We start from the raw sequence: 25,482 nt of genomic DNA, 5'->3' as shown, positions 1-25,482 counted from the left end.
GCACAGCAGCCGCATCAGCTTGAGACCGGCATTTTCGGCGACCGGATTGTCATCTGTACGGGCAGCGGTCTGAAGGTCATCTGGCTGGATCAGAACGGCCCCGCCGAACCTGCGGATGAAGACACCTACAATATCGCGCCGGGTCTCTGTGCACCTGTTGCAACGCTGGCCTTGGCGGCGTTTCGCGACGATCTTTTCGTTCAGCTCCGGCGGCCGAACGCACCCGGTCTGCCATGTCCGACATTGGAGTCGTGCGCGCCGCATACGGCGGATCGCCCGCCATCGCCGCCGAGGGGGCCGCCTGTTTTTTCCTGAATCGCTCCAGTCTCCATTCAGGTCAAACAGGAAAATCAAATGTCATCCAATTGCTTCCTTGCGGGGCAGCGCGCTGTCCTGCGCGCCGGCGCGGCATCGGCCGCCCTGGCTGTTGCGTTCACGGTCGTGAGCCCGGCAGATGCCGATACCGCACAGCATCCGATTCCCCACGCCCCCGAAATTCTGGTCGAGGCACCGCCCGAACTCGAACCTGCGAAACAGGTCGTAACACCCGACATGATCAACGCATCGCCGGCCCGGGATGCAGGCGAATTCCTTGCGCGTCTGCGCGGCGTTTCTGCGGGACGCATGGGCGGTCACGGGTCGGAAATTTCCATTCGCGGTCAATCCGAAGACCGCATCGCCGTCATCGGTGACGGCGCCTATGTCTTCGGGGCGTGTCCGAACCGCATGGATCCGCCGAGTTCCGCCATGTTGCTGATGTCAGGCGATCGAATAACGATACGTCGCGGCTATCAGTCGGTACTCGACGGCCCGCCGGCACCGGCGGGAACCATCCGTATGGAACGCGCCGATCCGGCAGATATGGGGGCCGGCTTCTCCGGCCGAATCGAGAGTGGAATCGAGTCGAACGGCGCGCAGCGCTTCGCGACCGTGCAGGCGCGTGGCGTGGCGGAGAACGGCTATATACGCGCCTTTGCGACCGCCCGCCGGGCCACGAATTACGAGGACGGCGATGGGCGTGAAGTGCGTTCCGCCTTTGAGCAATATGGTGGCGGCGCTGAGGCGGGCTGGCGCTACGGCGCAGGATCGGTGCTGTCCGCGTCCGTCGAGAACGATCGCGTCGAAGACACGCTTTTTGCGGGGGCGGGCATGGACTCGCCATGGACGGCAACCGACACCTACCGCTTGGCACTCGATCACAATATGGAGGGACCCGGTGCGCTTCGTCGTATCACGGCGAACGTCTACGGCTCTTTTGTCGATCACGTCATGGACAACTATTCGCTGCGCACGCCCCCGGGCATGGTCATGCGGACCGATGCGGAATCGAATACGTTTGGCGGACGGTTCGCGGGCGAGTTTTCCTTTTCAGCTACGATGCTGACACTTGGTGTCGATCACCGTTCCAACAATCGAGACGCGGTCTCTCGTATGTCGATGGGCGCGATCCCCCCAGTAACGATTTCCGGCTACACATGGCCGGACATCGAAATTCGGGATACTGGCCTTTTTGCCGAAAGCGAGACATCGCTCACCGAAAGAACCCTGTTGACGGCCGGTGCGCGTGTCGACCTTGTCTCGGTCAGCGCCGGGAAAGCGGACCTCTTGCCTGCCGGCATGGGTGCAGTGACGGCCCGGCAGCTCTATGTTGCGTATTATGGCATCGGCGATACGGATCGTAGCGAGACCAATCTCAGCGGCCTTTTGCGCGTGACGCATGACTTCGGTCCCTTCGCCGGCTGGCTCGGTGCCAGTCGGGCAGTGAGGACGGCCGATGCAACGGAACGCGGCATCGCACGTGCTTCGGGAGCGAACAGCTGGGTCGGCAATCCCGGATTGCAGCCTGAAAAGCATCACCAGATCGACCTTGGCATTGAAGTCCGGCGCACAGGCTGGAACGCTTCGGCGGGGGTCTGGCACGACAATGTGTCCGATTTCATCAGTCGCGACACGGCCCGAGGTCAGCCGGGCGTGCTGCTGGCAAATGGTGCGAGCATCTTCCGCAATGTCGATGCGGAACTGACGGGCTTTGATCTGGAGGGTACCTGGAACTTCGCACGCGGCTGGCGGCTGGGCGGAGACGCGACCTATACCTATGGGCGGAACGTGACGGATGACAGGCCGCTCTATCAGATCCCGCCTTTGGCGGGAAAACTTGAGCTCGCCTATGAAGTGCCTGACTGGAGCGCCGGCATACGGACACGCTGGGCCATGAAGCAGACGCGGGCCGACACGAACCCGCTGACGGGCTCGGCGATCGACGTCCGAGAAACGCCGGGCTATGCGGCCGTCGATCTGTTTGCCAGCCGGAAGGTGTTGGGGTCGGTGGAATTTCGCGGCGGAGTCGCCAACCTGCTGGATGCGACTTATGCGTCGCATCTGAGCCGCTCCAACGGATTCGATCCGGCCGTGGTTCAGGTCAACGAGTCTGGCCGTACGTTCTACATTCAGGCAAGTCTGGACTTCTGAAGCGATGGGCGGGGAGGCGCAAGGCACCTCTCCGCCCTGACGCAGCCTCGATAGCGGCACGCCGTTGCGATAGGATGATCGCATGTTGCGATCCTGCGCGGTGTTTCTGTCGATCCTTGCAGCGTCGGCCTGTGTGCCGCGGTCGATGACGGTCGGCGACGCGGTGTTTGCGCCGCGCCTCGAGCATGGCTCCGCCGTGACGGCAGCAGTGATGGCCGATGGGGCGCGGCTTCCCATATTGTCTTTTGAGCCCGGGAATCCGCGTGCCGTCATCATTGGACTGCACGGCTTCAACGACTACGCCAATGCCTTTGCAGATCCGGGCCCGGGCCCCTGGTTCGCTGGTCGTGATATCGCATTCTTTGCCTACGACCAGCGTGGCTTTGGCCGCGCGCCGGGGCGTGGACACTGGGCTGGCGACCGGCAAATGGCCCGGGACCTTGTTGAGATTGTGTCGCTTCTGCGTCAGCGGCACCCGGGTGCGCCGGTCTATCTGCTGGGCGAGAGCATGGGCGGTGCAGTAGCCATGCGCGCCATGGCGCTGCCGGAAGCACCGGTGGTGGACGGCTTGATCCTGGCAGCGCCGGCTGTCTGGGGCTGGAAAACGATGAACCCGTTCTATGCGACGGTGCTCCGGATCGCCGCCCACACGGTTCCATCGGTTCGTCTCACCGGGCAGGGGCTCGACATCTGGCCGTCGGATAACATCGAGATGTTGCGGGCGCTTGCCCGGGATCCGCAGGTGATCAAGGAAACGCGGATCGACGCGGTATACGGCCTGGTCGGCCTGATGGATGGGGCCTATGAGGCATCCGGCAATCTGGGTGTGCCGGTCCTGTTCCTTTATGGCGCGCGCGATGAGTTGGTTCCGTCCGGACCCACGGCCGCAGCATTGGAGGCCATGCGCGGCAGCAATGCGCCGGTCACGGCGCTCTGCTATCCTGAAGGTTGGCACATGCTGCTGCGCGACCTGCAGCGCCAAACGGTCTGGGACGACATCGCGGCATGGATCGACGGTGAGGATCTCCCATCGGGCCGCCGTGATCTGCGGCCTTGCGGCACACTTGCACTGGATTGATCGCTTCCTAACTTGATAGGCAGCAGGGTAGATGCCTGCTTGTTCCATTCGTGTTTTTTTGTTGATCAGAATCCAGGAGGACAGAATGGCCAATCAAGTCACGAAATCGAACGACAGGGGCCGCGGTTCGCTTTTTTCCGGCGACCCCTTTGCGGGTTTCCGCGAGGAAATGAACAGTCTGATGGACCGTGCATTCGGCCGCGGATTTGGCTTCTTTGATGTGCCCGCGCTTGATCGCCTCGGGAACGGACAGATCGTCCCGCAGATCGATCTTCACGAAACCGACAAGGCCTACACGTTGACGGTTGAATTGCCGGGGATCGATGAGAAGGATGTCGATCTCAGCGTCCACAATGGCGTGCTGACGCTGAAGGGCGAGAAACGCTACGAAAAGGAAAGCGGCGACGAGGATGCGCGAATGATCGAACGCCACTATGGACGGTTTGAACGTTCCTTCACGCTGCCGTCCGCGGTGGATGAGGCGAAGATCGATGCGAGGTTCGACAAGGGCGTTCTGAAGGTTACATTGCCGAAGAATCCGGAGGCGGTGTCGCCGGGGCGTCGTATTTCGATCGGCAAGGGTTGACCTTCAACGGCCCTGCGACACGTTTCGGTGGCTTTCGCTGTGGTTTCCCTCCGGCGCCCGCGCATTCGTGTCGGGCGCCGTTGCCTTTCCGTTGCTGCCGAAGCGAATGTCGATCTCGCGTTCGAGGTCGGTGAAGAGATCGGGAATGTGGTCGAGATAGGGGCGCTCGGCTCTTAGAATGGCACGGAAGAGACGCGCCTTGAGTTGGTCGATGTCCAGCGTCGAGGCGTGAATGGCGGCGGGTGCCGCGCTGGCAACGATATCGACCAGCCGATCGGCGGCATGCAATCGACCCCACAGATAGTCATTCTCGCGCGCCCGCCGGCTGAAGAAGGCGGCGAAATAGCCGAGGTCGCGCCCCATCAGTGTTGCGGGCGCACCGCCTTCGCGCAAGGCCGTGGCATCTTCCGGACTGATGCGGTCGACAAGCACCGTGTCGACGTCGTCAAGATCCTGCCACTTGTTGAGTGGCAAAGTCAGCACATCGAAGAACGGAAATCCGACATAGGCCTGCACCAGTTCGATGCGGGCCTCGGGCGGCAGGCAGGTCGCGGCCATCTCCGCGAAGGTCTTGTCGATTTCACGGTCGAGACCGACAAGGTCGAGCTTCGGCGCGACGAAGGAGGCAAACTGATCGACCTCGTGCGGCTCGGCGATGCCATCGTCATAGATGGCCGTGCAGAGGGCCCGTACTTCGTCGGTTTTGAGGCGCGAGACCGACTCGAACTGCAGCCGCTCGAGACATTTGTAGAGGCTGGCCTTGAATTCGTCGAGCGCATCCGGATCGCAGGCCTCATCGGCCTCGCCGTTGCGCGCATAGAGTTCGTTGAGGCGCCGGATGACGAAGCGCAGGCGCCGGACACGAAAATGAACGTCGAATTCGCGCAGAAACCTTACCCACGCATCCTCCTTGCTGGGCTCTGCACCTTCATTTGCATGTTGCGACCAGAGCACCGGAAATATTCTACGCTCCTTGGCCCATGCTTCCACGGCTCTCGAAAGTGCCAGCCGGTCGCTGGGATGGTGGACGGCGTCGGACAGATCGGCAACGACGCTGGTGATCTGATCGAGCACCGAACTGACCTTGAGCTGGATATAGGCGTCATAGGCATAGCCTGCCTCGACGGCCGATTGGGCATTGGCCTTGTTGCGGAGCTTGGCCAGAAGTTCCGGCGTCGGCGGTGAATCGGCATCGCCATTGAAGAGCTGCCGGACGCGTTCGGCAACGTGCGGGCGCGTGGCTGAAACGATCTGGCGGTAGCGGCGCACGCGTTCGGAAAAGTCATGCAGCGACTCAAGCTCGTCGCGCACCGGCTGGTTGCGCGGGATGTCCGACAGCGCGCCGCGAATGGTCTGGAAGAAGCCGGGCTTTGCGCCGCCCGCTTCCACATGGCCGCCTTTCGGATCGGGATCGATATAGACGACGCGGCGGTCGACCTCCCGATAGGCCGGACGTCCGCGAATGGATTCAATGGCCTCGGCAAAGGGCTTGTTGTTGAGCACGCTACCGTCGATGAACGAAGCCCGGGCCGGATCGGAACCGGCCGCGATAAGCGGCTTGAAATTTCCCGTGATGAACTTCTCGCGTGTCGGCCAGTCCTCGCCGCGGGACTTGAGAACCTTGTCGACTTCGCTGATCTGCAGGGCGGGAAAGGCGCCAGGAAATGATGAGGTGGCGCGTGCGGCAAAGACAAGCCCGGGAACGTGGTCGCGATCGAAATCGCTTTCCACACGTCCGCTCGGATGTCGAAAATAGCTGAACTTCAGAATATGCCGATGTTCGCGCTCGCGGATCGACGTAGGATCGTGAAGGGGAATGTTCTGGCTGTAGCCGTGGAAGTCGGTCACCGACACCATCAGGTCGAGCCGGTGTCCGCCGGGCAGCAGGGAATTCTCTGGCGATGCTTCTTCTTCCATGGCCATGCAGGCGTCGAGCAGCATGCCGCTCATGATTTCGCCCGAGAAGGGCGGCTGGAACCAGCGCGACCGCGTGAATAGCTGCAGCTTCTGGCGCATTTCGACATCGGGCGCATAACGCGCCAGCCACCGGTCGGTGAAACCCCAGAACAGCGGCTTCATGAACAGCTTGTCCCAGCGCTTGGCTAGGTGAGCCTCGTCCATCAACGCGACGATGTCGGCCTGCTCGAGCCACATCTTGCGATGCGAGTCCATCGGCAGGTCATGGGCGAGCGCGCGGGCAAGCAGCACGCCATTGATGCCGCCGGCCGACGCGCCGGCGATCGTGTCGACGAATATTCGAAGTTCGACGGTCTCGCCGATCGCCTGGATCAGCTCGAAATAGGCCTCTTCGGTGTCGGTCTCTCGCGCGTCGCCATGATCGATGTCGTTGTAACTTGCCGACGGCCGATGCGAGCGGGCGAGATCCTGGTGGTAGACACGCGAGGCACGGACCAGCTTCAGAATCTCCTTGGTCACGCCATGCATGTAGACGGCAAGCGAAACGCCGCCGTAGCAAACCAGCGCAAGCCTGAGTTCCTTTTCCTTCATCGTCTTTCCGCCCGTCGGAATTTCCGGCGCCGCTTGGCGTCCGGGCTGTGGGGACCAGTCTAGGGCCGCACCCCCTCATGACCAATTAACGCTAATGGCGGCCAATTCCGCCACCTTATTAACAAAAGTTAATTGTGATTTGGCGGGGGTGCCGCAGCGTCTCCGCGCGAAGTGGCGGAACACGGACCTGCGATCGTTGCATTGGCGGCCCGCAAGGTCGTAGAGACGACGAACAGGTATTCTCGAAGCATGGAGACATGGGCGCCAGCCCGGTCGCCGGGGAGGGACGGATGAAAGAGGCTCTGGATTTCACAGGCAAGGCGGTCCTGGTCGTGGGCGGATCGAGCGGCATCGGCAATGGCATTGCCCAGGCGTTCCGGGCGCACGGTGCCTCGGTTCATGTCTGGGGCACGCGTGCGTCGGCCGCCGACTACACATCCGCCGAAGGCTCCGACATGACGGGTCTTGGCTATACGCAGATGGATGTCTCCGATTTCGCCGCCATCGAAGCCCATCGGCCGCCCTTCGCGACCCTTGACGTACTGGTCCTCGCGCAGGGCACGGTCATCTATCGTAAGGGCGAATTCCGCATGGACGGCTTTACGAAAGTGATGGATGTCAATCTCAACAGCCTGATGGCCTGCGCGCTGAAATTCCGCGAAATGCTGGCATCTGCCAGGGGCTCGCTGATCACCATCAGCTCGACCGCGGCCTTTCATTCGACGCGCGGCAATCCCGCCTACAATGCGTCCAAGACCGGTGCCGTGGGCCTGACACGCACGCTGGCCGAGGCCTGGGCCGGCGACGGCATCCGGGTCAACGGCATCGCGCCGGGCCTGGTCGACACCAAGTTGACGAAAGTCACGACCGAAAACCCCGAACGCCTCGCGGCCAGTTTGCAGAACATCCCGCTCGGTCGCCTCGGTACGCCGGAAGACATGGCAGGCGTGGCGCTCTTCCTCGCATCGCCGTTGGCGGCCTATGTCGTCGGCCAGACCCTGCCGGTCGATGGCGGTCTGATCCTCTGATCGGGCCAAAAGTGCGTGTAATAGGGGAAAATGGTGGACGGTACTGGACTCGAACCAGTGACCCCTGCGATGTGAACACAGTGCTCTACCAACTGAGCTAACCGTCCCCGAGGTGCCCGTCTATAGGCTTGGGGGCGACGGCAAGTCAAGCCGCAGCGGTCAAGGGGAGAAGCAGGAAATGACGGATCGGCAGGGCCTGCGGGCGATGACGACATTGGCGCGGCTGAGCGCGCGGGGCCTGGGCCGCGCCCTTCGGCCGCGCAGTACCGGGTCCGCGGCCGGCCCCGCTTTCGGGTCGGCGATGCGGCGCCACTTGGCCGACCCGGCGGTCGCCCGTCAATGTCGCGAGGTGCGCCTCGTGAAGCTCGGCCCCGATGGCGGCTGGCAGTCGCTCGGTTTCGACGTGCAACCGGGCGATGAGGTGACGGTCCTGGCCGCCGGCGGCTTCTGGGCTTCGAAACTGCTCGACCTGCGTTTCGGTGCGCGGATGGGCATCTGGCTGCGCCCGGGCGCGGGTGCCATTGTCAAAACGCCGGCCGACGCCGCCTCGCTGCGCATGGAGGCGGGCGGCCCACTTCACATCGTGGCCAAGCCCCCCGGCGAATGGGCCGACGAGTCGGGTACCTTCGATCCCGCATTTCCGCGCGGCGGCGTGTCCGGCGAAATCGATGCCTGTGTCATCGTCTGGAAGGAAGGCGCACTGTCGGGCCTTGGTGCCATGGCCGGCGCCGGTGATCACGGCGGTCTGGTCGCCGCCGCACTGGAGCGCGCGCGGCATCCGGTTCCGCCGCCACGGGGCTGGCGTTATCTCTGGCGCCTTGGCGCGGGCGAAATCTACAGTGAGACATCGCATGGCGGGGAAAGGCGCATTTGCTGCCACACGCGGCAAGACGTCGGCATTCTTCAGTTCCCCGCTGATTTCCCGCTGACGGAGAGCACCCGTCTGCGCTGGCGCTGGAAGGCCGACAAGCTCCCCTGCGACCTGCCGGAAGACATCCAGCCCACCCATGACTATCTCTCGATCGCGGTCGAGTTCGAGGACGGGCAGGATCTGACCTACATGTGGTCGTCGTCGCTGCCGGAAGGCACGATCTTCCGCTGCCCCTTGCCTTTCTGGGACAAGGTGGAAACCCATTGGGTTCTGCGGGCCGATGCCGGCGAACTCGGTCGCTGGCTGGCCGAGGAGCGCCCCTTGAGGGCCGACTATGCCAAGGCCATCGGCACGCCGCCGGCACGCATCGTCAAGGTGTGGTTGATCGCGGTCAGTGTCTTTCAGCGCGGCGAAGGTATCTGCGAATATGCCGATATCGAACTGGTCGACGGCGAGCGCGTGCTGAAAATTCTCTAGTCGAAGTGATGCGGCATCAGCCGCTTCAGCGCCGCCGGGAACTCGTCGAAATGATCGATCACAAGGTCGGCGCCGAGTTCGGCCACCGGCACCCGCGTATAGCCGAAACTGACGCAGATCGACGGCAGCCGCGCATTTCTGGCCGCATCGATGTCGGTCTCGCTGTCGCCGACCATCACGGCATGCGCCGTGTCGCCGGCAAGCTGGCGGATCGCTTCGAAGAGATGCTCGGGATCGGGCTTCTTGACCGGCAGGGTGTCGCCGCCGATGACAACCGGGAAATAGTGATCGACGCCGAGCGTCGTCAGCAACTGCCGCGACAGCTGCTCGGGCTTGTTGGTGCAGACGCCAAGCAGCGCGCCGCGCGCGGCGAGGCGTTCGAGTTGCCCCGCGACGCCGGGCCAGAGCTGCGTGTGGTCGGCGATATGGCCGCTGTAATGGTCGATGAACTCGACAAAGAGCCGGTCCAGCAGGTCCGCGCTGGCTGGTTCGCCGGTTTCGCGAAAGCCGCGCTCCATCAACAGCCGCGCACCGCCGCCGACCAGGTGCCGTACGCGGCTTTCCGGCACGCGCACCCGTCCATGCCGCTCCAGGATCACATTCATGGTTGCGCAGAGATCGAGTGCCGTATCGGCCAGCGTACCGTCGAGGTCGAAGAGCAGGGTGGGGCGGGGCGCGGACATCATGTGACATTCCAGATTGGGCTCGGCAGCCGCAAGCTCTCTCGCATGTTGGCTTGCGCTTGGCAAGACAGGGACTTCCCTTGTGCGGCCGGGCGGGCCAGACTTGGCCCATGAGCGTTCTGACCCGATACAGGCTGCGCATGGCGCGGCCCGGTGCCGACGCGCAGGTCCTTGCGCGGCTGAAGATTGCCTGCTGGCGCGAGGCCTATCCCGGCATCCTGCCGCAGCCGATCCTCGACGGTCTCGATCTCGGCCGCTCGACGGCCGAATGGCGGTCGGCCCTGAACGAGGGTATCGCCTGGATTGCGACAGAGGCGGGCGCCCCGGTCGGGTTCGGTCACATGCGCGGGGCCGAGGTGACAACACTTTATGTCCGTGCCGCCGATCACGGGCGTGGCGTTGGTCGCGAAATTCTGCACCATCTCTTTGACGAGATCGGTTGTCTCGGCCACCGCATGGCGCATCTCTGGGTGCTTGAGGAAAACCCGAAAGCACGCCGCTTCTACGAGCGCATGGGCGGGCGTCTTGCCGCGCGCCGTTGCGTCGGCTTTCGCCGCTACCCGCACATCACGGAAGTTCGCTACGATTTTACGCTCGGCTGATCAGTCTGCTGCGCGCAAACCCTCGCGCGCCCACTGGCCGAGACCCGACAGTGTGGTCTCGTAGCAGCCCAGCGCGTTGGTGATCACATTCTCCTGCCATGACCGGCGGCGCGGCGCATAGTCGTCGCGAATCTCCTCGAAATAGCCCGCCGCCTCCGGCGCGTCGAAGCCACCGACGAAACGCAGCCATCGCTCCAGCATCGGCACCCGCATTGCCTTGGCGGCACTGCCCTTGGTCTGCGCCGAACGAAACTCGATCACGGCACCTGCGATCTCGGCCTGCGGTTTCAGCTGTTCCTCGATCCCCCAGAACATGATGCCACACCGAGTCGGCCGCTTCGAACCCCACATCGCATCGACGGTATTCGGGTCGAGTGCCGTGCGGCCCCACCATGAGGCGGCACGCGCAAAACCGGTGCTCCGGGGATCGGAGAAGCAGAGGTGAATGAGATCCCCGTCGCCGGCGGGACCCGAATGCCAGTCGACGAAGCCGACGCGATGGGCACCGGAAAGCTGGTCGCGCACGATCTGCCGCATGGTGAGGTTGGACCATTCAGGCGCCTGACCGCCGAAATGATAGCCGTCCGGATGGCTGTATTGCCCGCGGCTGATGGCGTCTTCAAGCGCCCATTGGCCATGGCGCTCGATAAAGCGAGCGCCGCCCGCCAGCATTTTCTGGATGGCCGCATCGTCGATCCGCTCGGGGCAGAGCAACGGATGCAACTCGTCATAGAGTGGGTTGTCGGGATGCGGCTGGCTATGATCGAGAAAGTTGCGATTGAGATCGACATTGTTCTCGGTCCCGCGCAACCCCCAGGCGAAGCCGTAGGGATTGACCGCATGCACCATCAGCATGGCGACGTCGGGCGGCAGTCGCCGCGGACCGCCCTCGCTGATCCATGCAAGTTGCGCCGCCGATCCGCCATATCCTTCGGCACCATGCATGCCACAGCTGTTGAGCAGCACCGTTCCGGCATCCGCGGGGCCGAACCACGCCGTGTCGGTGAAAAGTGGCGTCAGCTGAGGACCCTTCGCATGCGGGTTTTCATGCGTTGCGATGCGGGCGCCGGCCGCCTCGGCCGCAGCGAGAAAGCGCGCGCGGGCCTGCACATAGGTTTCCGAGAAGAATTCCGTGGCCTTCATGCGAGGGATCTTTTCCGGCCTCTTTCCGGCATGAAGCCGGAGTGCTAACAAGGGGCAAGGATATAGTGCCGAGCCCATCATTCCAAAGGACTTCTCCACTTCAAAGGATTTCCTATGACGCTTGCCGCCCGTCTCAACGACAAGACCTTGCTGAAAAGCCTCTGTTACATCGATGGCAAATGGCAGGGCGACAAGGCGCCGCAGCTGGCGGTCACGGATCCGGCAACCGGTGAAACCATCGTCACGGTGCCGTCCCTCGGTCAGGCCGAAACGCGCGTTGCGATCGAAGCAGCGGCGCGCGCGCAGAAGGAATGGGCCGCGCGGCCGGCAAGGGAGCGTTCGGCCATTCTCCGGCGCTGGTTCGATCTGATGATGCAGAATCAGGACGATCTTGGCGCGATCCTGACGGCCGAGCAGGGCAAGCCGCTCGCCGAGGCGAAGGGCGAAATCGCCTATGCCGCCGCCTTCATCGAATTCTATGCCGAAGAGGCAAAACGCGTGTATGGCGCGATCGTGCCGGCGCCGACCGCGGACCGCCGTATCGTTGTGCTGAAACAGCCAGTCGGCGTCTGCGCTGCGATCACGCCTTGGAATTTTCCGGCCGCAATGATCACACGCAAGGCGGCGCCGGCGCTGGCCGCCGGTTGCGCCATGGTCGTGAAGCCGGCAACAGCAACGCCGCTTTCGGCCTTCGCGCTGGCGGAGCTCGCTGAACGCGCGGGCCTGCCGGCCGGCCTCCTCAGCGTCATCACCGGCAAGGCGGGCGCCATCGGTGGCGAAATGACATCGAGCCCGCTGGTCCGCAAGCTGACCTTCACCGGGTCGACCGAAATCGGCAAGGAACTGATGGTTCAGGCCGCCTCCACCGTCAAGAAAGTGGCGCTCGAGCTCGGTGGCAATGCGCCCTTCATTGTTTTCGACGACGCCGATATCGATGCGGCGGTCGAAGGCGCTGTCGCTTCGAAATACCGCAACACCGGACAGACCTGCATCTGCACCAACCGTTTTCTGGTACAGGACAAGGTGCATGATGTCTTTGTCGAAAAACTTTCCGCGAAGGTCGCCGCGCTGAAAGTCGGATCGGGCTTCGAAGACGGCGTGGCGCAGGGACCGCTGATCGACATGGCGGCCGTCGAAAAGGTCGAGGAGCATGTGGCGGATGCGGTCGCGGGCGGTGCACGCGTTCTGACTGGTGGCAAGCGCCACGCGAAGGGCGGCACCTTTTTCGAGCCGACGGTCATCGCCGGCATGACGCCGGACATGATGGCGGCACGCGAGGAAACCTTCGGGCCGCTGGCGCCGGTCTTCCGCTTCAGGACGGAAGAGGAAGCGATCCGGCTGGCCAATGACACCCCCTTCGGGCTTGCCTCCTATTTCTACAGCCGCGATATCGGCCGTGTCTGGCGCATGGCCGAGGCGCTCGAATACGGACTGGTCGGCGTCAATGCCGGCCTGATCTCGACCGAGGTGGCACCCTTTGGCGGCTACAAGGAATCGGGCCTGGGCCGCGAAGGCGGGCCATGGGGCATCGAGGAGTTTCTCGAAGTGAAATATGTCGCAATGGCGGGACTCTGAACCATGAATGCCGACGAACAGAAACAGGCGGCAGCGGTCCGCGCGCTCGATTTCATCGAACCTGGCATGAAGCTGGGTCTCGGAACGGGTTCGACTGCGGAACACTTCGTGCAGGCGCTGGGCGCGCGCGTGAAAGAGGGGTTCGATATTGTCGGTGTGCCGACATCGGAGCGGACAGGGCAGCTTGCCGAAAGTCTCGGCATTCCGCTGACCAATCTTGATGACACGCCGCATCTCGACGTCACGATCGACGGCGCCGACGAGCTCGATATCGATCTGCGTCTGATCAAGGGCGGCGGCGGCGCGTTGCTGCGCGAAAAGATTGTCGCGACGGCATCCGACCGGATGATCGTGATTGCGGACGCCTCGAAGCTTGTGACGACGCTGGGCGCCTTTCCACTGCCGGTCGAGGTCATTCCCTTCGGTTGCACGGCAACGGCAGGCAGGATGGCCGAGGTGGCAAGTGCCTGGGGCTGTACGGGCAGGATCGCCCGGCGCACCGACGAGTATGGCGAACCTTTCTTCACCGACAGCGGGAATTTCATCTTCGATTGTGCCTTCGGCAGGATTCCAGATCCGGTCGGACTTGCACATGAGCTCAACCGCATTGCCGGTGTCGTCGATAACGGATTGTTTATCGGGATTGCGGATCTGGCCATTGTAGGCACGCCCTCGGGTACCGATATCATCGAGGCGAAATAGGCCCCGGGAGCGAATGATGACTGGAAAATACGACTACGATCTTTTCGTCATCGGCGCGGGGTCGGGCGGCGTGCGCGCCGCCCGCATTGCGGCCAGTCACGGTGCGAAGGTTGCTGTCGCCGAGGAATATCGCGTCGGCGGCACCTGCGTCATTCGCGGCTGCGTGCCGAAAAAGCTGCTGGTCTATGCAAGCCATTTTGCCGAAGACTTCGAGGAGGCGGCGGGCTTCGGCTGGACCGTCGGCGAAACCAGCTTCAGCTGGAAAAAGCTGATTGCCAACAAGGACCGGGAGATCGATCGCCTCAACGGCATCTATATCCGCAATCTCGAAAAGGCCGGTGTCGAGATCATCGAGAGCCGCGCCGTGCTGAAGGATGCCAATACGGTCCGCCTCGTTGCCGATGGGCGAGAGATCACCGCGGGCAGGATTCTGGTTGCCGTGGGCGCGACGCCGTTCCGGCCGGACCTTCCGGGCGTCGAGCATGCGATTACCTCCAACGAGGCCTTCCATCTCGATGCCTTGCCCGGGCGCATCGTTGTCGTGGGCGGCGGCTATATTGCCGTTGAGTTCGCCGGCATTTTCAACGGTCTCGGCGCCGAGACGATCCAGCTTTATCGCGGCCCGCTTTTCATGCGCGGTTTCGACGAGGATCTGCGCAAGATTCTGGCGGAGGAGATGGTCAAGAAGGGCGTCGATCTCCGGATGAACAGCGACATTGTCGCGATTGAGCGCAAGGCGGGCGAGTTACACCTGAAACTCGCCGATGGCGACGTGCTGAAGACCGACGCGGTGATGTATGCAACCGGCCGCGTGCCCAACACTGCCGGGCTCGGTCTGGAAAATGCAGGCGTCGCGCTCGGCCCGAAGGGTGAGATCCTTGTCGACCGTTTCTCGAAGACGAACATCGACAGCATCTACGCCGTCGGCGACGTCACCGATCGCGCCAATCTGACGCCGGTCGCGATCCGCGAGGGCCAGGCCTTTGCCGAGACGGTGTTCAACGACAACCCAGTTGCCGTCGATCATTCGATCATCCCGACGGCAATCTTCTCGCAACCTGAAATGGGCACGGTCGGATTGACCGAGGTCGAGGCCCGGACAAGGCATGGCGAGATCGACATCTACAAGACCAGCTTCCGCCCGATGAAGGGAACCCTGTCGGGCTCCGACGAAAAGACCTTCATGAAGCTGGTGGTCGAGCCGGCGTCGCAGCGCGTGCTGGGCGTTCACATTCTGGGTCCGGCCTCCGGCGAGCTCATCCAGGCTGTCGGCATCGCCGTCACCATGGGTGGTACCAAGGCCCAGTTCGACGCGACCATCGCGGTTCACCCGACGGCCGCCGAGGAATTGGTGACACTGAAGGAAAAGTGGCAGCCGCCGGCAGCCCGGGCGGCGGATTAACCCCGATTCCGGGTCCCTGAGCGCAATCAAGGGCTTAGGCTTCCCTTTAGAGCCCTTGTGGCCTATAACTCGGCCTTCCATATGAGGAGTGCGTGGCAGCGGAGTGGGGCAATCGGGCCCGAAGCCCCGCGCGGCGCGCTCTTTTGTTCTTTGGAGACAAGAAGATGGCGGAGACCTGGAAACCGGAGAGCTGGCGCGCCAAGCCCGCCAAGCACCTCCCGAACTACCCGGACGCAGCGGCCTTGGCCGCCGTGGAGGAGCGCCTGCGCACCTATCCGCCACTGGTTTTTGCAGGTGAGGCCCGCAAGCTGAAGGCGGATCTGGCCGAGGTCTGCGAGGGCCGTGCGTTCCTGCTTCAGGGGGGCGATTGCGCCGAGAGCTTCGCCGAATTCTCCGCCGACAATATCCGCGACACCTTCCGTGTGCTGCTGCAGATGGCTGTGGTGCTGACCTTTGCCGCCTCCTCGCCGGTCGTGAAGGTCGGCCGCATCGCCGGTCAGTTCGCCAAGCCGCGCTCCTCGCCCACCGAAACCATCGATGGCGTGACGCTGCCCTCCTATCTCGGCGACAACATCAACGGCATCGAGTTTGACGAGAAGGCCCGTGTGCCCGATCCCGAGCGCCTGTTGCGCGCCTATTCGCAATCGGCCTCGACGCTGAACCTGATCCGTGCTTTTGCGCAGGGCGGCTATGCCGATCTCGATTTCGTGCACCGCTGGAACCTCGGTTTCGTCGCCGACAGTTCGGAAGGCGCGCGCTACGAGGAACTGGCGAACCGCATTACCGAAGCGCTCGATTTCATGCGCGCCTGCGGCATCGACAGCGAAACCCAACCGCAATTGCACACCACCGAGTTCTACACCAGCCACGAAGCTCTGCTGCTCGGCTACGAGCAGGCGATGACCCGCGTCGACTCGACGACCGGCGAGTGGTACGACACCTCGGCCCACATGCTCTGGATCGGTGACCGTACGCGCCAGCCTGATCACGCCCATGTCGAGTTCCTGCGCGGCGTGAAGAACCCGATCGGCATGAAATGCGGCGCCACGCTTGATCCGGAAGAGCTTGTGCGTCTGACCGAAATTCTCAATCCGAAGAACGAGGCGGGACGTCTGACACTGATCTGTCGCTTCGGTGCCGAGAATGTCGAAAAGCATCTGCCGCAGCTCATTCGCGCCATCGAGCGCGAAGGCCGGAAGGTCGTCTGGTCCTGCGATCCGATGCATGGAAACACGATCAAGGCCTCGTCGGGCTACAAGACGCGTCCGGTCGACCGCATTCTCGCCGAGGTACAGGCATTCATGGCCGTGCATCGTGCCGAAGGCACGCATGCGGGCGGCGTCCATTTCGAGATGACCGGCCAGAACGTCACCGAATGCATCGGTGGCGCGCAGGCGATTTCGGAAACCGAGCTTGGCGATCGGTACCACACGCATTGCGATCCGCGTCTCAATGCCAGCCAGTCGCTGGAACTGGCCTTTCTGATTGCAGAAGGTCTCAAGAAGGAACGCATGGAAGCGCGCCGCGAGCAGCCGCTGGCGCTCGGTGCCTGGTAAGAGCCGTCCACAGACGAACAGGAAAAGGCCCGGTCGATCCGGGCCTTTTTCTTTGCGCGCAAAGACGTTAAAAGGAAGCGGGGGGCTTGGAGCGGTCACGAGGAGAGTGCCGGTGAGCCCGATGAACGTCTGGAAACATCGCTGTGCTGTCGCTGCGGCAGGTTTTCTGCTCGCCGCCCCGGCGACGCATGCGGGCGCCGGCGAAAGCAACTGGCGCGCGCCCGTTCCGGATGACAGGCTCTACGCCGTCACCATCTTCATGGGCGAAGGCACCGAAAACAATTTCAGCAATGTGATCGAGAATTTCTTCGACGTCGAAGGCTCGACCGATCATGTTCTGGGGCTGACAGCATCGCGTCTGCTAGGCTGGTACGGTCGGTCGCTGAGCTTCGAGGCCGAACTGATGTATGCCTATCACTACGGTCGCGAGATCTATCACGAGGTCGGCACGGCAGCCTATGCGCGCTGGCACGACTTTCCCTGGAACCGCTATCTGCTGACGACGATGGCAGTCGGCATGGGTCCGTCCTACACGACCGAGTTTCCGCAACTCGAACGCCAGCCCGACGGCAGCCGTTCGCGTCTGCTGAACCAGTTCAATTTGCAGGCGAGTTTTGCCCTGCCGGCCTATCCTGAAACCGCCCTGGTCGCTCGGCTGCAGCACCGTTCGGGCATGTTTGGCGCCTTCAACGGCGTCACCGATGCCTCGAACTTCCTGACGCTCGGTCTGCGTTACGAGTTCTAGCTGACCTTGATCAGCCGTCGCCCGAGATTCTCACCTTCGAACAATCCGATGAAGGCCGCCGCTGAGCCTTCGATCCCTTCCGAAATATCCTCGGTATAGACGAGCTTGCCTGCGTGAATCCACCCGGCCATCTCGGCCTGTGCCTCGCGGAACTGCTTGAAATAATCGAACACGACCAGCCCCTCCATCCTGAGCCGATGCGTGATGAATCGCGTCACGTTGCGGATGCCGCGGAGCTCGTTTTCGGCACGGTTGTATTCGCTGACCTGGCCCGAAACGACGATGCGGCCATGCTCCTTCATGTTGAGGATCGCCGCATCGAGCATCTCGCCGCCGACATTGTCGAAATAGATATCGACCCCGTCGGGGCAGGCCGCCGAGATCGCCGTCCTGAGATCGGCACCGCGATAGGAAAAGCAGTCGTCGAAGCCGAGCCCTTTGACATAGTCGCACTTCTCCTGGGACCCTGCGATGCCGACGACGTGCGCGCCCTTCATCTTCGCGATCTGCCCGGCCGTCGCGCCGACGGGCCCCGCAGCCGATGAAATCAGCACCGTATCGCCTTCTTTCGGCCGGCCGAGGTCGAGCAGCCCGAAATAGGAGGTCAGGCCCGGAATGCCCAGAACGCCGATGGCCGCCGTCGGTCGAAGCTTGCCGTGATAGAGCGCCGGGTCGAGCTTCTGGACGCCGCGCCCGTTGGAAATGGCATGTGTGACCCAGCCGAAGCCGCCGGTCACCCGGTCGCCCACAGCGAACTTTTCGTTGTTGGAGGCCTCGACCACGCCGACCATCGCACTGTCGATGGTCTCGCCCACCGGCAGTGCCGCCGTATAGCTGTCGCCCGAAAGCCGCCCGCGCATGCCGGGATCGACCGAGTGATATTCGGTCCGGATCAGGAGTTCATGCTCGCCGATATCGGGCAGCGTGACCGTCTCGAGCCGGAAATTCTCCGCTCTCGGTTTGCCTTCAGGCCGCGAAGCCAGCACCCAGCGTTGTGCCCTTGTCGACATGATCCCTGGTCCTCCCCTCGAACGTCATGACCCGCTTTATGCGGGTCATCCACGTCTTTCTTTTCTTGGTGGAGTTTAAAGACGTGGATGGCCCGGACAAGCCGGGCCATCACGTCTTGAGGAGCGGGGCGTGGCCTTACACCGCCTTGTCCGGCCCGATCTTGACCAGCATCTTGCCGAAATTGCCGCCGGAAAAGAGTTTGAGAAAGGCCTTCGGCGCGTTCTCGATGCCGTCCTCCACCGTCTCCTCCCACTTCATCTTGCCGCCTTTGATCAGCGGACCCATTTCGGCGAAGAACTCGCCGATGTGCTGGAAATAGTTCGAGACGATGAATCCCTGCAGCCTCAGGCTCTTGCCGACGATCTGGATCAGATTGGTCGGGCCGGGGCGCGGCTCGGTGTCGTTGTACTGCTCGATCATGCCGCACATGGCGAGGCGCCCGTTCGGCCGCATGGATTCGATGGCGGCTTCGAGATGCTTGCCGCCCACATTCTCGAAATAGACGTCGATGCCCTTAGGGAAAGCGTCCTTGACGGCCTTGGTCAGGTCGCCGCAGGTCTTGTAGTTGATCGCCTTGTCGATGCCGGCCACCTCTTCGAGCCACTTGCACTTCTCGTCCGAGCCGGCCGAGCCGACCACATAGCAGCCATGCGCCTTGGCAAGCTGGCAGACGACCGAACCGACGGCGCCCGACGCCGCCGACACGAAAACCGTCTCGCCGTCCTTGAGTTCGGCGACCTTGAAGAGGCCGGCCCACGCCGTCATGCCCGGCATGCCGAGCGTGCCGAGAAAGGCCTCGATAGGGCCGAGCGCGGGATCGACCGGCGTGAAGCCGGCTGCCGGCGCTGTCGCATATTCGCGCCAGCCCAGCATGTGATTGACATAGGTACCGACCTTCAGCTTGTCGCTGTTCGACGCCACCACCTGGCCGATCGCGCCGCCTTCCAGCGGCTTACCGATCTGGAACGGCGGCACATAGCTTTCGCGGTCCATCATGCGGCCGCGCATATAGGGATCGACCGACATCCAGATGTTGCGAACGAGAACCTCGCCGTCGCCGGGCTGCCGGGCTTCGGCACTGGCCAGTTCGAAATCGCTCTCCTTCGGCGTGCCGACCGGACGCGCCTTGAGACGGATTTCCTTCGAGATCAGGTTTTGCATGGGGGATCCTCCAGCGGGTTTTGAGTTGGAGGCAGCCTAGCGGCCTTTCCGCTGCGGTGAAAGCAATGCCTGTCCTGCTTGTGAACAACAGGTTGTGAGCAAATGGACGGAACGGAAGTCGAGGTGGAGGGCGAGGGCGGGGTGCTTCAGCTCGCCCAGCCGCCGCCCAGCGCCACGAAGAGGTCGACGGCGGAGCTGAGACGGGCGAGGCGTGCCTGTGCGGCACTGTCGCGCGCCGCCAGCCAGTTGCGCTGCGCGTCGAGCACCGAAAGCAGGTCGCTGGCGCCGGCCCGGTAGCGCGCTTGCGACAGATCATAGGCCCGCCGTGCTTCGGAGGCTGCTTCCGTCAGAAATGCCTCGCGCCGCGCATGGCTGTCAGCACCGATCAACGCATCCTCGACTTCGGCGAAGGAAGTCAGCACCGTCTTCTGATAGGCGGCGGCGAGTTCGGCCTGTCGGCCCCGCGCCGATTGCAGGCTCCCTTCGAGCGACCCGCCCGAGAAGATCGGCGCCAGCAGTGAGGCGGCCAGCGACGAGGCGGTCTCGGCCGGCAGGCCGGTGGCGAAGCTGCGTGTGGCCGAGGCCGATATGTCGAGACTGGGAAAGAAGGCGGCACGTGCGGCGCCGATATCGGCATTGGCGGCCACGAGCTGCGCCTCGGCGCGGCGGATGTCGGGCCGCCTTTCGAGCAGGGCGGCCGGTTGCCCGGTCGCGATCTCGGGCAGCGTGAGATGTCCGGTGCCGCCGCCGGCGATCGTGAAGCCCTGCGGTGCCCGGCCCAGCAGGATCGCCAGTGCGTGGCGGTTGGCGGCAAGTTCGCGCTCGAGCGGCGGGATGCCGGCCTCGATGGCGGCGATATTGTTGCGCTGCTGCGCGATGTCGAGTGCCGATGTGCTGCCGGCGCGGTAGCGCGCCTCGGCGACACGATAGGTCTCGCGCGCGGCCGTCAGCGACTCGGCGGCGATGGTCAGCCGGTCCCGGGCATTGAGCGCGGCAAAATAGGTCGTTGCCACCTGCGACTGCACCAGCAGCAGCGTCGCCTCGCTATCGAACAGGGTCGCGTCAAGCGCGGCGCGTGCCGATCGTTGTTGTGCCCGGTAGCGGCCCCAGAGGTCGAGCGCATAGCTGGCCGACAGTCCCAGGCTGGCCTCTTCGCGCGACGGCCCGAAATCGCTGGCGCGGCTGGCCGCGCTGCTGCTGCCCGAAACGGCCGGCAGCAGCGGTGCCCCGGCCGCCCGCAAGGCGCCTCGCGACTGCTCGATCCGCGCCAGCGCCGCGACGATGTCGAAATTGGCACCGAGCGCCGCCGTCATCAATGCATCGAGTTCGGGATCGCCGAACTTCTTCCACCATTCGGCGCTCGCCGCCTGCGCATTTGCCGCATCCGCCATCTGCCATGCGGCCGGCGTTTCGACGGCAGGTCGCACATGCTCGGGCACCAGGCTGCAGCCGGCGAGCATCGCCAGCGCGAGAGCGGACAGGGCGGAACGAAAGGGAATGGAATTCATCGCAGGCCTCACTCGGTTGCCAGCGCGGCCACGGGATCGAGATGCGCCGCCTTGCGCGCCGGCAGATAGCCGAACAGCAATCCGGTCAGAAAGGCGCAGCTGAAAGCCAGCAGGGGCGGCCCGGCCGAATAGGCGACATTCATCCCCGCCCATTGCGCCAGGCCCGCAAGCCCCAGCCCCAGCAGAATGCCGCTGGCGCCGCCGATCCCGCACACGACCAGCGCCTCGGTATTGAACTGCAGCAGGATGTCGCGCTTGCGCGCCCCGGTCGCCATGCGGATACCGATCTCGCGCGTGCGCTCGGTCACGCTGACCAGCATGATGTTCATTACGCCGATGCCGCCGACCAGCAGCGAAATCGCCGCCACCGAGCCGAGCAGGATCGTCAGTGTCGTATAGGTCGCATCGGCCATTTCGAGCAGCGAGGCGGTGTTGCGCACGCGAAAGTCTTCGGCGCCGTGCCGGGCCATTAGCAATTCCTCGATCGCCGCCTGCGTCGCGTCGATATCGGTTGCATCCGCCACCTTGACGCTGATCGAGCTGACATGATGCTGGCCGAACAGCCGCATCGTGCCGGTCGTCATCGGCACCAGCGCCACATCGTCCTGGTCGCGTCCGAACATGGCTGCACCTTTGGGCCGCAGCACGCCAACCACCTCGAATGGCACGCTCTGCACCAGCACATACTGACCGATCGGATCGGTGTCGTCGGGAAACATCGTCTGCGCGACTGTCTGCCCCAGCACGATCACCGGCGCGTAGCCGTTGACGTCGGCCTGGTTGAAAAAGCCGCCGGCGGCGAGGTCCCAGTCGTTGACCAGCAGGAATTGCGGCCAGGTCCCCTGGATCTGCGTGCGGTGATCGCGATTGCCGAAGCGCATCGTCGCGGCGGTACTGCGCTCCGGCGCGGCGGCGATGATGTTGGGCAATTCGAGAATGGCATGGACATCGTCGACGGTCAGCGTCGTCACTTCCGCCGTACGCACGCCCGGCCCGCCCGCGCGCACGATCAGCAGATTGGTCCCCATCGACTGGATCTGCGACATCACATTGGCCTTGCTGCCGTCGCCGATCGCCAGCATCACCACAACGGCGCCGACGCCGATCACGACGCCCAGCAGCGTCAGCGCGGTCCGGAACAAGTTCATCCGCAGCGAACGGAACGCCATCTTGACCGCCTCGCTGACATCGGCGCCGAAGATCGCCGGCTGGGCCGGCACCGCGCTCTCATCCGCGTTGCGCCGCGTGGCTGCCGTGCTGCCGGCGCTGTCCTCGACGACCTTGCCGTCGGCCAGCCGGATCAGCCGGTCGGCATGCGCGGCGACGCTCGGATCATGCGTGATCAGGATGACGGTGCGGCCCTCGGCATTGAGTTCGGCCAGCAGCGCCAGCACCTCGGCGCCGCTCTGGCTGTCCAGCGCGCCGGTCGGCTCGTCGGCCAGGATCACCTGCGCGTCGTTCATCAGCGCCCGCGCGATCGAGACGCGCTGCTGCTGTCCGCCGGAAAGTTCGTTGGGCCGATGATCGGCGCGATCGGCAAGGCCGAGACGCGCGATCAGCCCCTGCGCCCGTGCCGCGCGCGCCGCCCGCGTCTTGCCGGCATAGACCGCCGGCAGCTCGACATTCTCACTGGCCGTCATCGTCGCCAGAAGATTGTAGCGCTGGAACACGAAGCCGAATGTATCGCGCCGCAGCGCCGCCAGCGCATCGCCCGACAACGTCGCCACATCGGCGCCATGGACCAGATAGCGCCCGCCGCTCGGCCGGTCGAGACAACCCAGAATGTTCATCAGGGTCGACTTGCCGGAACCCGATTGCCCCATGATGGCGACGAACTCGCCGGCCCGGATCGTCAGCGATACGCCGTCAAGCGCCCGCACTTCCGTATCGCCGGTGCGGTAGACGCGCGAGACGTCGCGCAGCGCGATCAGCGGCGCGCGAGCCGGCCCGCTCACAGGAACGGCCCGCCGAAGCGCCGCGACCCGTCGCGCGGCGCGGCCTCGATCGCGCCGGCGCCGAGGATCACCTCGTCGCCCGCTTCAAGACCCGACACGACTTCGGCCGCCACCCGGCTGGCGATCCCGGTCTCGACGCGCCGCAGTTCGGGCCCCCTGGCCGTCAGCACCGTCACTTCGTGAACATGGTCGCCCTCTCGCGTCGGCCGCAGCGCCGCCACCGGCACCAGCGGCACATCGCGCGCTTGCCCGAGCAGGAAGAACACCTGCGCCGTCATCTCGCTCATCAGCAGCCGGTCGGCATTGTCGATATCGATCAGCACATTGTAGAGCACGACGTCATTGAGCACTTCCGGCGTCGGCAGGATCTGCCGGATCGTCGACTCGCGGCGCCGGTCGGGATGGCCGAGCGTGGTGAAATAGACCGGCATCCCCACCTTGAGCTTGCCGATATCGGCCTCGGCCACCTGCGCCCGCACGGTCATCGTGCTGAGATCGGCGATCTGCAGGATGGTCGGCGCGGTCTGCGTCGCGTTGAGCGTCTGTCCCTTGACCGCCGGCTGCGCCACCACCGTGCCGTCCATCGGTGCATAGATGCGCGTATAGCCGAGATTGGTCTCGCCGCCTTCGACGGTCGAGCGCTGTTGTTCGATCTGCGCCGTGATCGAACCGATCGCGGCCCGCAGCATCTTGACCTGCGTTTCGCTGGTCTCCAGCTCGTTGCGGCTGACCGCGTCGATCCGGGCCAGATCGCGGTTCCGCGCATATTGCCGCTCGGCCAGCACCAGCTCGGCCTGGCGTCCGGCCAGCTGCGATTCGAGATCGGCAAGCCGCGCCCGCGCGGCCTGCACTTCGGTCTCGTAGATCTTGGCATCGATCTCGGCCAGCAACTGTCCGGCCGTCACCGTGTCGCCGATCTCGACAAGCACCTCCTTGAGCTGGCCCGAAACCTGCGCGCCGACATTGACGTCGTTCTTGGGTTGCAGCGCGCCGAGCGCCGACACGGTCTGTTCGATATCGCCCCGCGTCACGGTCTGCGTGCGATAGCTCTCGTTTTCGCCGCCGCTGAGGACGGAATATCCGAGCCACAGTACCGCGAGCGCCGCTGCCGCAACGAGGCCGCGCCGCCAGCCCGGGGCCAGGCGGCGCCAGCCCTGGCTGAACCGTTCCGGCACCGCCCGGATCCAGGCCGCCGGTCCTGCCGCCTCGCCGCTGTCATATCCCATTGCCGGTCCGGTTCCTGAAGTGCCTGTACGGGATACTCAACGCGGGCGGCACGTGGTTCCGTCGCGGAAATCCGCCATTTTCAGTCGAGCCGCACCATCCGCTTGCCGACATTGTCGCCGGCCAGCAACCCGACCAGCGCCTGCGGCGTGTTTTCGAGCCCCTGCAGGATGTCTTCCTTGACCTTGATCTGACCCGAAGCGACCCAGCCCTGCAGTTCCTCGAGCGCCTTTTCGTGCCGGTCCTGGTAGTCCATCACGATGAAGCCGCGCATTGTCAGTCGCTTGACGACGATCAGCCCCGGCACGCCGCGTGGCCCATGCGCCGGCGCCGCTCCGTCATATTGCGACACCGCCCCGCAACAGGCGATGCGGCCGAAATTGTTCATGCCGAACAGGCACGCTTCCAGAATGTCGCCGCCGGTATTGTCGAAATAGACGTCGATACCCTTGGGTGCGGCCGCCCGGAGCGCCTTGCCCACGGGTGCCGCCTTGTAGTCGATCGCGTGATCGAAGCCCAGTTCGTCGGTCAGCAGCTTGCATTTGGCGGCACCGCCGGCGATGCCGATGACGCTGCAGCCCTTGATCTTGGCAATCTGTCCGACGATCGAACCGACCGAGCCGGCCGCCGCCGACACCACCACCGTTTCGCCGGCCTTCGGCTGGCCGATATCGAGCAGTCCGAAATAGGCGGTGAGCCCGGCAATGCCATAGACGCTGAGGAGATGCGACAGCGGTTCGAGTTTGGGCAGCTTGTTGACGGTCTTCGCCTTCAGCGCCGCATATTCCTGCCAGCCGGTGTCGCCGAACACGAGGTCGCCGGGTGCCAGCCCCGGCGCCTTCGATTCGATCACCTCCGACACCGATCCGCCTGCCATCACCGTCCCGGCCTCGACCGCCGCCCGGTAGGTCGCGCCCTGCATCCACGCCCGGTTGGCCGCATCGAGCGAGATCAGCCGCGTCCTGACCAGCACCTCGCCATCCTTTGGCACCGGCATCTCGCCCTCATGCAGCCGGAAATGGCTGGTCGCAAGCTTGCCGCTGGGATTCTCGGTCAGCAGGATCTGGCGATTGACGGTCATGGCGGAATCTCCCTTGGAATCTGGCGGTTGCGGCGAGCCTAGCCTTGGTGCGGCCGCCGCGCATCCCGAAACGCCGCTGATCGGCATACTATTGTGAGTGCGTCCCTCAACCGCTAG

At 64.1% G+C, this 25,482-nt stretch carries 20 protein-coding genes and 1 tRNA gene; 11 read left to right on the top strand and 10 right to left on the bottom strand.

The genetic code is table 11. The features are described from left to right. Nucleotides 1-354: 354 nt before the first annotated feature. The 3 genes from AAC071_RS02635 to AAC071_RS02625 all read left to right on the top strand — a co-directional run bounded on the left by AAC071_RS02635 (nucleotide 355) and on the right by AAC071_RS02625 (nucleotide 4,133). Nucleotides 355-2,469, top strand: coding sequence for a TonB-dependent receptor (locus tag AAC071_RS02635; RefSeq protein WP_339829709.1), 2,115 nt, complete (start codon nucleotides 355-357; stop codon nucleotides 2,467-2,469). Nucleotides 2,470-2,551: 82 nt separating this feature from the next. Then, on the top strand, nucleotides 2,552-3,547 hold the full coding sequence (locus tag AAC071_RS02630; protein ID WP_339829707.1) for a lysophospholipase: 996 nt from the start codon (nucleotides 2,552-2,554) through the stop codon (nucleotides 3,545-3,547). 85 nt (nucleotides 3,548-3,632) lie between these two features. Further along, entirely contained in the window at nucleotides 3,633-4,133 is a 501-nt protein-coding gene (locus AAC071_RS02625) for an Hsp20/alpha crystallin family protein (RefSeq protein WP_339829705.1), read from the top strand. Between the two features lie 3 nt (nucleotides 4,134-4,136). Here the strand turns inward: AAC071_RS02625 and AAC071_RS02620 are convergent, their stop codons facing one another. Beyond that, the gene (locus AAC071_RS02620) at nucleotides 4,137-6,641 is read right to left on the bottom strand and encodes a patatin-like protein (RefSeq protein WP_339829703.1); all 2,505 of its coding nucleotides are present in this window, start codon (nucleotides 6,639-6,641) and stop codon (nucleotides 4,137-4,139) included. A 290-nt stretch (nucleotides 6,642-6,931) separates the two neighbouring features. On the opposite strand from AAC071_RS02620, the gene AAC071_RS02615 reads away from it, so the two are divergent. After that, nucleotides 6,932-7,669, top strand: coding sequence for an SDR family oxidoreductase (locus AAC071_RS02615; RefSeq protein ID WP_339829701.1), 738 nt, complete (start codon nucleotides 6,932-6,934; stop codon nucleotides 7,667-7,669). A gap of 31 nt (nucleotides 7,670-7,700) precedes the next feature. Here AAC071_RS02615 and AAC071_RS02610 read toward each other — a convergent pair. After that, nucleotides 7,701-7,776, bottom strand: a tRNA-Val gene (locus AAC071_RS02610). A gap of 71 nt (nucleotides 7,777-7,847) precedes the next feature. Between AAC071_RS02610 and AAC071_RS02605 the strand changes: the two genes are divergently transcribed. Further along, complete coding sequence (locus AAC071_RS02605; RefSeq protein WP_339829699.1) at nucleotides 7,848-9,017, top strand: DUF3047 domain-containing protein; 1,170 nt, start codon at nucleotides 7,848-7,850, stop codon at nucleotides 9,015-9,017. Here AAC071_RS02605 and gph read toward each other — a convergent pair. Further along, nucleotides 9,014-9,703 carry a phosphoglycolate phosphatase gene (gph, locus tag AAC071_RS02600; protein ID WP_339829697.1) on the bottom strand — a complete coding sequence of 230 codons (690 nt, stop codon included), beginning with the start codon at nucleotides 9,701-9,703 and terminating at the stop codon, nucleotides 9,014-9,016. The two genes, AAC071_RS02605 and gph, sit on opposite strands and share 4 nt — an antisense overlap. A 107-nt stretch (nucleotides 9,704-9,810) precedes the next feature. Here gph and AAC071_RS02595 point away from each other — a divergent pair, with 107 nt between their 5' ends. Continuing rightward, nucleotides 9,811-10,302 (top strand): GNAT family N-acetyltransferase, encoded by a 492-nt coding sequence (locus AAC071_RS02595; protein ID WP_339829694.1) that lies wholly within the window; start codon nucleotides 9,811-9,813, stop codon nucleotides 10,300-10,302. Here the strand turns inward: AAC071_RS02595 and AAC071_RS02590 are convergent, their stop codons facing one another. Continuing rightward, nucleotides 10,303-11,445 (bottom strand): M14 family metallopeptidase, encoded by a 1,143-nt coding sequence (locus AAC071_RS02590; RefSeq protein WP_339829692.1) that lies wholly within the window; start codon nucleotides 11,443-11,445, stop codon nucleotides 10,303-10,305. A gap of 114 nt (nucleotides 11,446-11,559) precedes the next feature. Here AAC071_RS02590 and AAC071_RS02585 point away from each other — a divergent pair, with 114 nt between their 5' ends. The 5 genes from AAC071_RS02585 (at nucleotide 11,560) to AAC071_RS02565 (ending at nucleotide 17,425) form a co-directional block, all read left to right on the top strand. Next, complete coding sequence (locus AAC071_RS02585) at nucleotides 11,560-13,020, top strand: NAD-dependent succinate-semialdehyde dehydrogenase (RefSeq protein ID WP_339829690.1); 1,461 nt, start codon at nucleotides 11,560-11,562, stop codon at nucleotides 13,018-13,020. A gap of 3 nt (nucleotides 13,021-13,023) precedes the next feature. Further along, a complete protein-coding gene (gene rpiA / locus AAC071_RS02580; protein WP_339829687.1) occupies nucleotides 13,024-13,722 on the top strand; it encodes a ribose-5-phosphate isomerase RpiA in 699 nt (232 codons plus the stop codon). A gap of 16 nt (nucleotides 13,723-13,738) precedes the next feature. Continuing rightward, on the top strand, nucleotides 13,739-15,124 hold the full coding sequence (gene gor / locus AAC071_RS02575) for a glutathione-disulfide reductase (protein ID WP_339829684.1): 1,386 nt from the start codon (nucleotides 13,739-13,741) through the stop codon (nucleotides 15,122-15,124). 164 nt (nucleotides 15,125-15,288) lie between these two features. Beyond that, nucleotides 15,289-16,680: a 3-deoxy-7-phosphoheptulonate synthase class II gene (locus tag AAC071_RS02570; RefSeq protein WP_339829681.1), complete on the top strand. Its 1,392-nt coding sequence runs from the start codon at nucleotides 15,289-15,291 to the stop codon at nucleotides 16,678-16,680. Between the two features lie 112 nt (nucleotides 16,681-16,792). Then, a complete protein-coding gene (locus tag AAC071_RS02565) occupies nucleotides 16,793-17,425 on the top strand; it encodes a hypothetical protein (protein ID WP_339829678.1) in 633 nt (210 codons plus the stop codon). Here the strand turns inward: AAC071_RS02565 and AAC071_RS02560 are convergent. The 6 genes from AAC071_RS02560 to AAC071_RS02535 all read right to left on the bottom strand — a co-directional run bounded on the left by AAC071_RS02560 (nucleotide 17,422) and on the right by AAC071_RS02535 (nucleotide 25,365). Further along, on the bottom strand, nucleotides 17,422-18,435 hold the full coding sequence (locus AAC071_RS02560; protein ID WP_339829675.1) for an NADP-dependent oxidoreductase: 1,014 nt from the start codon (nucleotides 18,433-18,435) through the stop codon (nucleotides 17,422-17,424). The genes AAC071_RS02565 and AAC071_RS02560 overlap by 4 nt on opposite strands. Nucleotides 18,436-18,571: 136 nt before the next feature. Continuing rightward, a complete protein-coding gene (locus AAC071_RS02555; RefSeq protein WP_339829672.1) occupies nucleotides 18,572-19,597 on the bottom strand; it encodes an NADP-dependent oxidoreductase in 1,026 nt (341 codons plus the stop codon). Nucleotides 19,598-19,743: 146 nt separating this feature from the next. Then, complete coding sequence (locus AAC071_RS02550) at nucleotides 19,744-21,105, bottom strand: efflux transporter outer membrane subunit (protein ID WP_339829669.1); 1,362 nt, start codon at nucleotides 21,103-21,105, stop codon at nucleotides 19,744-19,746. Nucleotides 21,106-21,113: 8 nt separating this feature from the next. Further along, nucleotides 21,114-23,060, bottom strand: coding sequence for a MacB family efflux pump subunit (locus AAC071_RS02545; protein WP_339829666.1), 1,947 nt, complete (start codon nucleotides 23,058-23,060; stop codon nucleotides 21,114-21,116). Then, on the bottom strand, nucleotides 23,057-24,286 hold the full coding sequence (locus AAC071_RS02540; RefSeq protein ID WP_339829663.1) for an efflux RND transporter periplasmic adaptor subunit: 1,230 nt from the start codon (nucleotides 24,284-24,286) through the stop codon (nucleotides 23,057-23,059). Before AAC071_RS02540 ends, AAC071_RS02545 begins: the two co-directional genes overlap by 4 nt. Before the next feature lie 80 nt (nucleotides 24,287-24,366). Beyond that, the gene (locus tag AAC071_RS02535) at nucleotides 24,367-25,365 is read right to left on the bottom strand and encodes an NADP-dependent oxidoreductase (RefSeq protein WP_339829660.1); all 999 of its coding nucleotides are present in this window, start codon (nucleotides 25,363-25,365) and stop codon (nucleotides 24,367-24,369) included. Nucleotides 25,366-25,482: the final 117 nt, after the last annotated feature.

Source organism: uncultured Parvibaculum sp. (genome assembly GCF_963975745.1).
Classification (GTDB): Bacteria; Pseudomonadota; Alphaproteobacteria; order Parvibaculales; family Parvibaculaceae; genus Parvibaculum.
The sequence above is the reverse complement of the archived record's forward strand: the minus strand, read 5'-3'. Positions and strand labels throughout refer to the sequence as shown.

Coding starts and splice junctions, on each gene's coding strand:
- AAC071_RS02625 (WP_339829705.1), top strand. CDS start 3,633: ATGGCCAATCAAGTCACGAAATCGAACGACAGGGGCCGCGGTTCGCTT.
- AAC071_RS02630 (WP_339829707.1), top strand. CDS start 2,552: ATGTTGCGATCCTGCGCGGTGTTTCTGTCGATCCTTGCAGCGTCGGCC.
- AAC071_RS02535 (WP_339829660.1), bottom strand. CDS start 25,365: ATGACCGTCAATCGCCAGATCCTGCTGACCGAGAATCCCAGCGGCAAG.
- AAC071_RS02540 (WP_339829663.1), bottom strand. CDS start 24,286: ATGGGATATGACAGCGGCGAGGCGGCAGGACCGGCGGCCTGGATCCGG.
- AAC071_RS02635 (WP_339829709.1), top strand. CDS start 355: ATGTCATCCAATTGCTTCCTTGCGGGGCAGCGCGCTGTCCTGCGCGCC.
- rpiA (WP_339829687.1), top strand. CDS start 13,024: ATGAATGCCGACGAACAGAAACAGGCGGCAGCGGTCCGCGCGCTCGAT.
- AAC071_RS02555 (WP_339829672.1), bottom strand. CDS start 19,597: ATGCAAAACCTGATCTCGAAGGAAATCCGTCTCAAGGCGCGTCCGGTC.
- AAC071_RS02620 (WP_339829703.1), bottom strand. CDS start 6,641: ATGAAGGAAAAGGAACTCAGGCTTGCGCTGGTTTGCTACGGCGGCGTT.
- AAC071_RS02615 (WP_339829701.1), top strand. CDS start 6,932: ATGAAAGAGGCTCTGGATTTCACAGGCAAGGCGGTCCTGGTCGTGGGC.
- AAC071_RS02590 (WP_339829692.1), bottom strand. CDS start 11,445: ATGAAGGCCACGGAATTCTTCTCGGAAACCTATGTGCAGGCCCGCGCG.
- AAC071_RS02595 (WP_339829694.1), top strand. CDS start 9,811: ATGAGCGTTCTGACCCGATACAGGCTGCGCATGGCGCGGCCCGGTGCC.
- AAC071_RS02585 (WP_339829690.1), top strand. CDS start 11,560: ATGACGCTTGCCGCCCGTCTCAACGACAAGACCTTGCTGAAAAGCCTC.
- gph (WP_339829697.1), bottom strand. CDS start 9,703: ATGATGTCCGCGCCCCGCCCCACCCTGCTCTTCGACCTCGACGGTACG.
- gor (WP_339829684.1), top strand. CDS start 13,739: ATGACTGGAAAATACGACTACGATCTTTTCGTCATCGGCGCGGGGTCG.
- AAC071_RS02605 (WP_339829699.1), top strand. CDS start 7,848: ATGACGGATCGGCAGGGCCTGCGGGCGATGACGACATTGGCGCGGCTG.
- AAC071_RS02570 (WP_339829681.1), top strand. CDS start 15,289: ATGGCGGAGACCTGGAAACCGGAGAGCTGGCGCGCCAAGCCCGCCAAG.
- AAC071_RS02550 (WP_339829669.1), bottom strand. CDS start 21,105: ATGAATTCCATTCCCTTTCGTTCCGCCCTGTCCGCTCTCGCGCTGGCG.
- AAC071_RS02560 (WP_339829675.1), bottom strand. CDS start 18,435: ATGTCGACAAGGGCACAACGCTGGGTGCTGGCTTCGCGGCCTGAAGGC.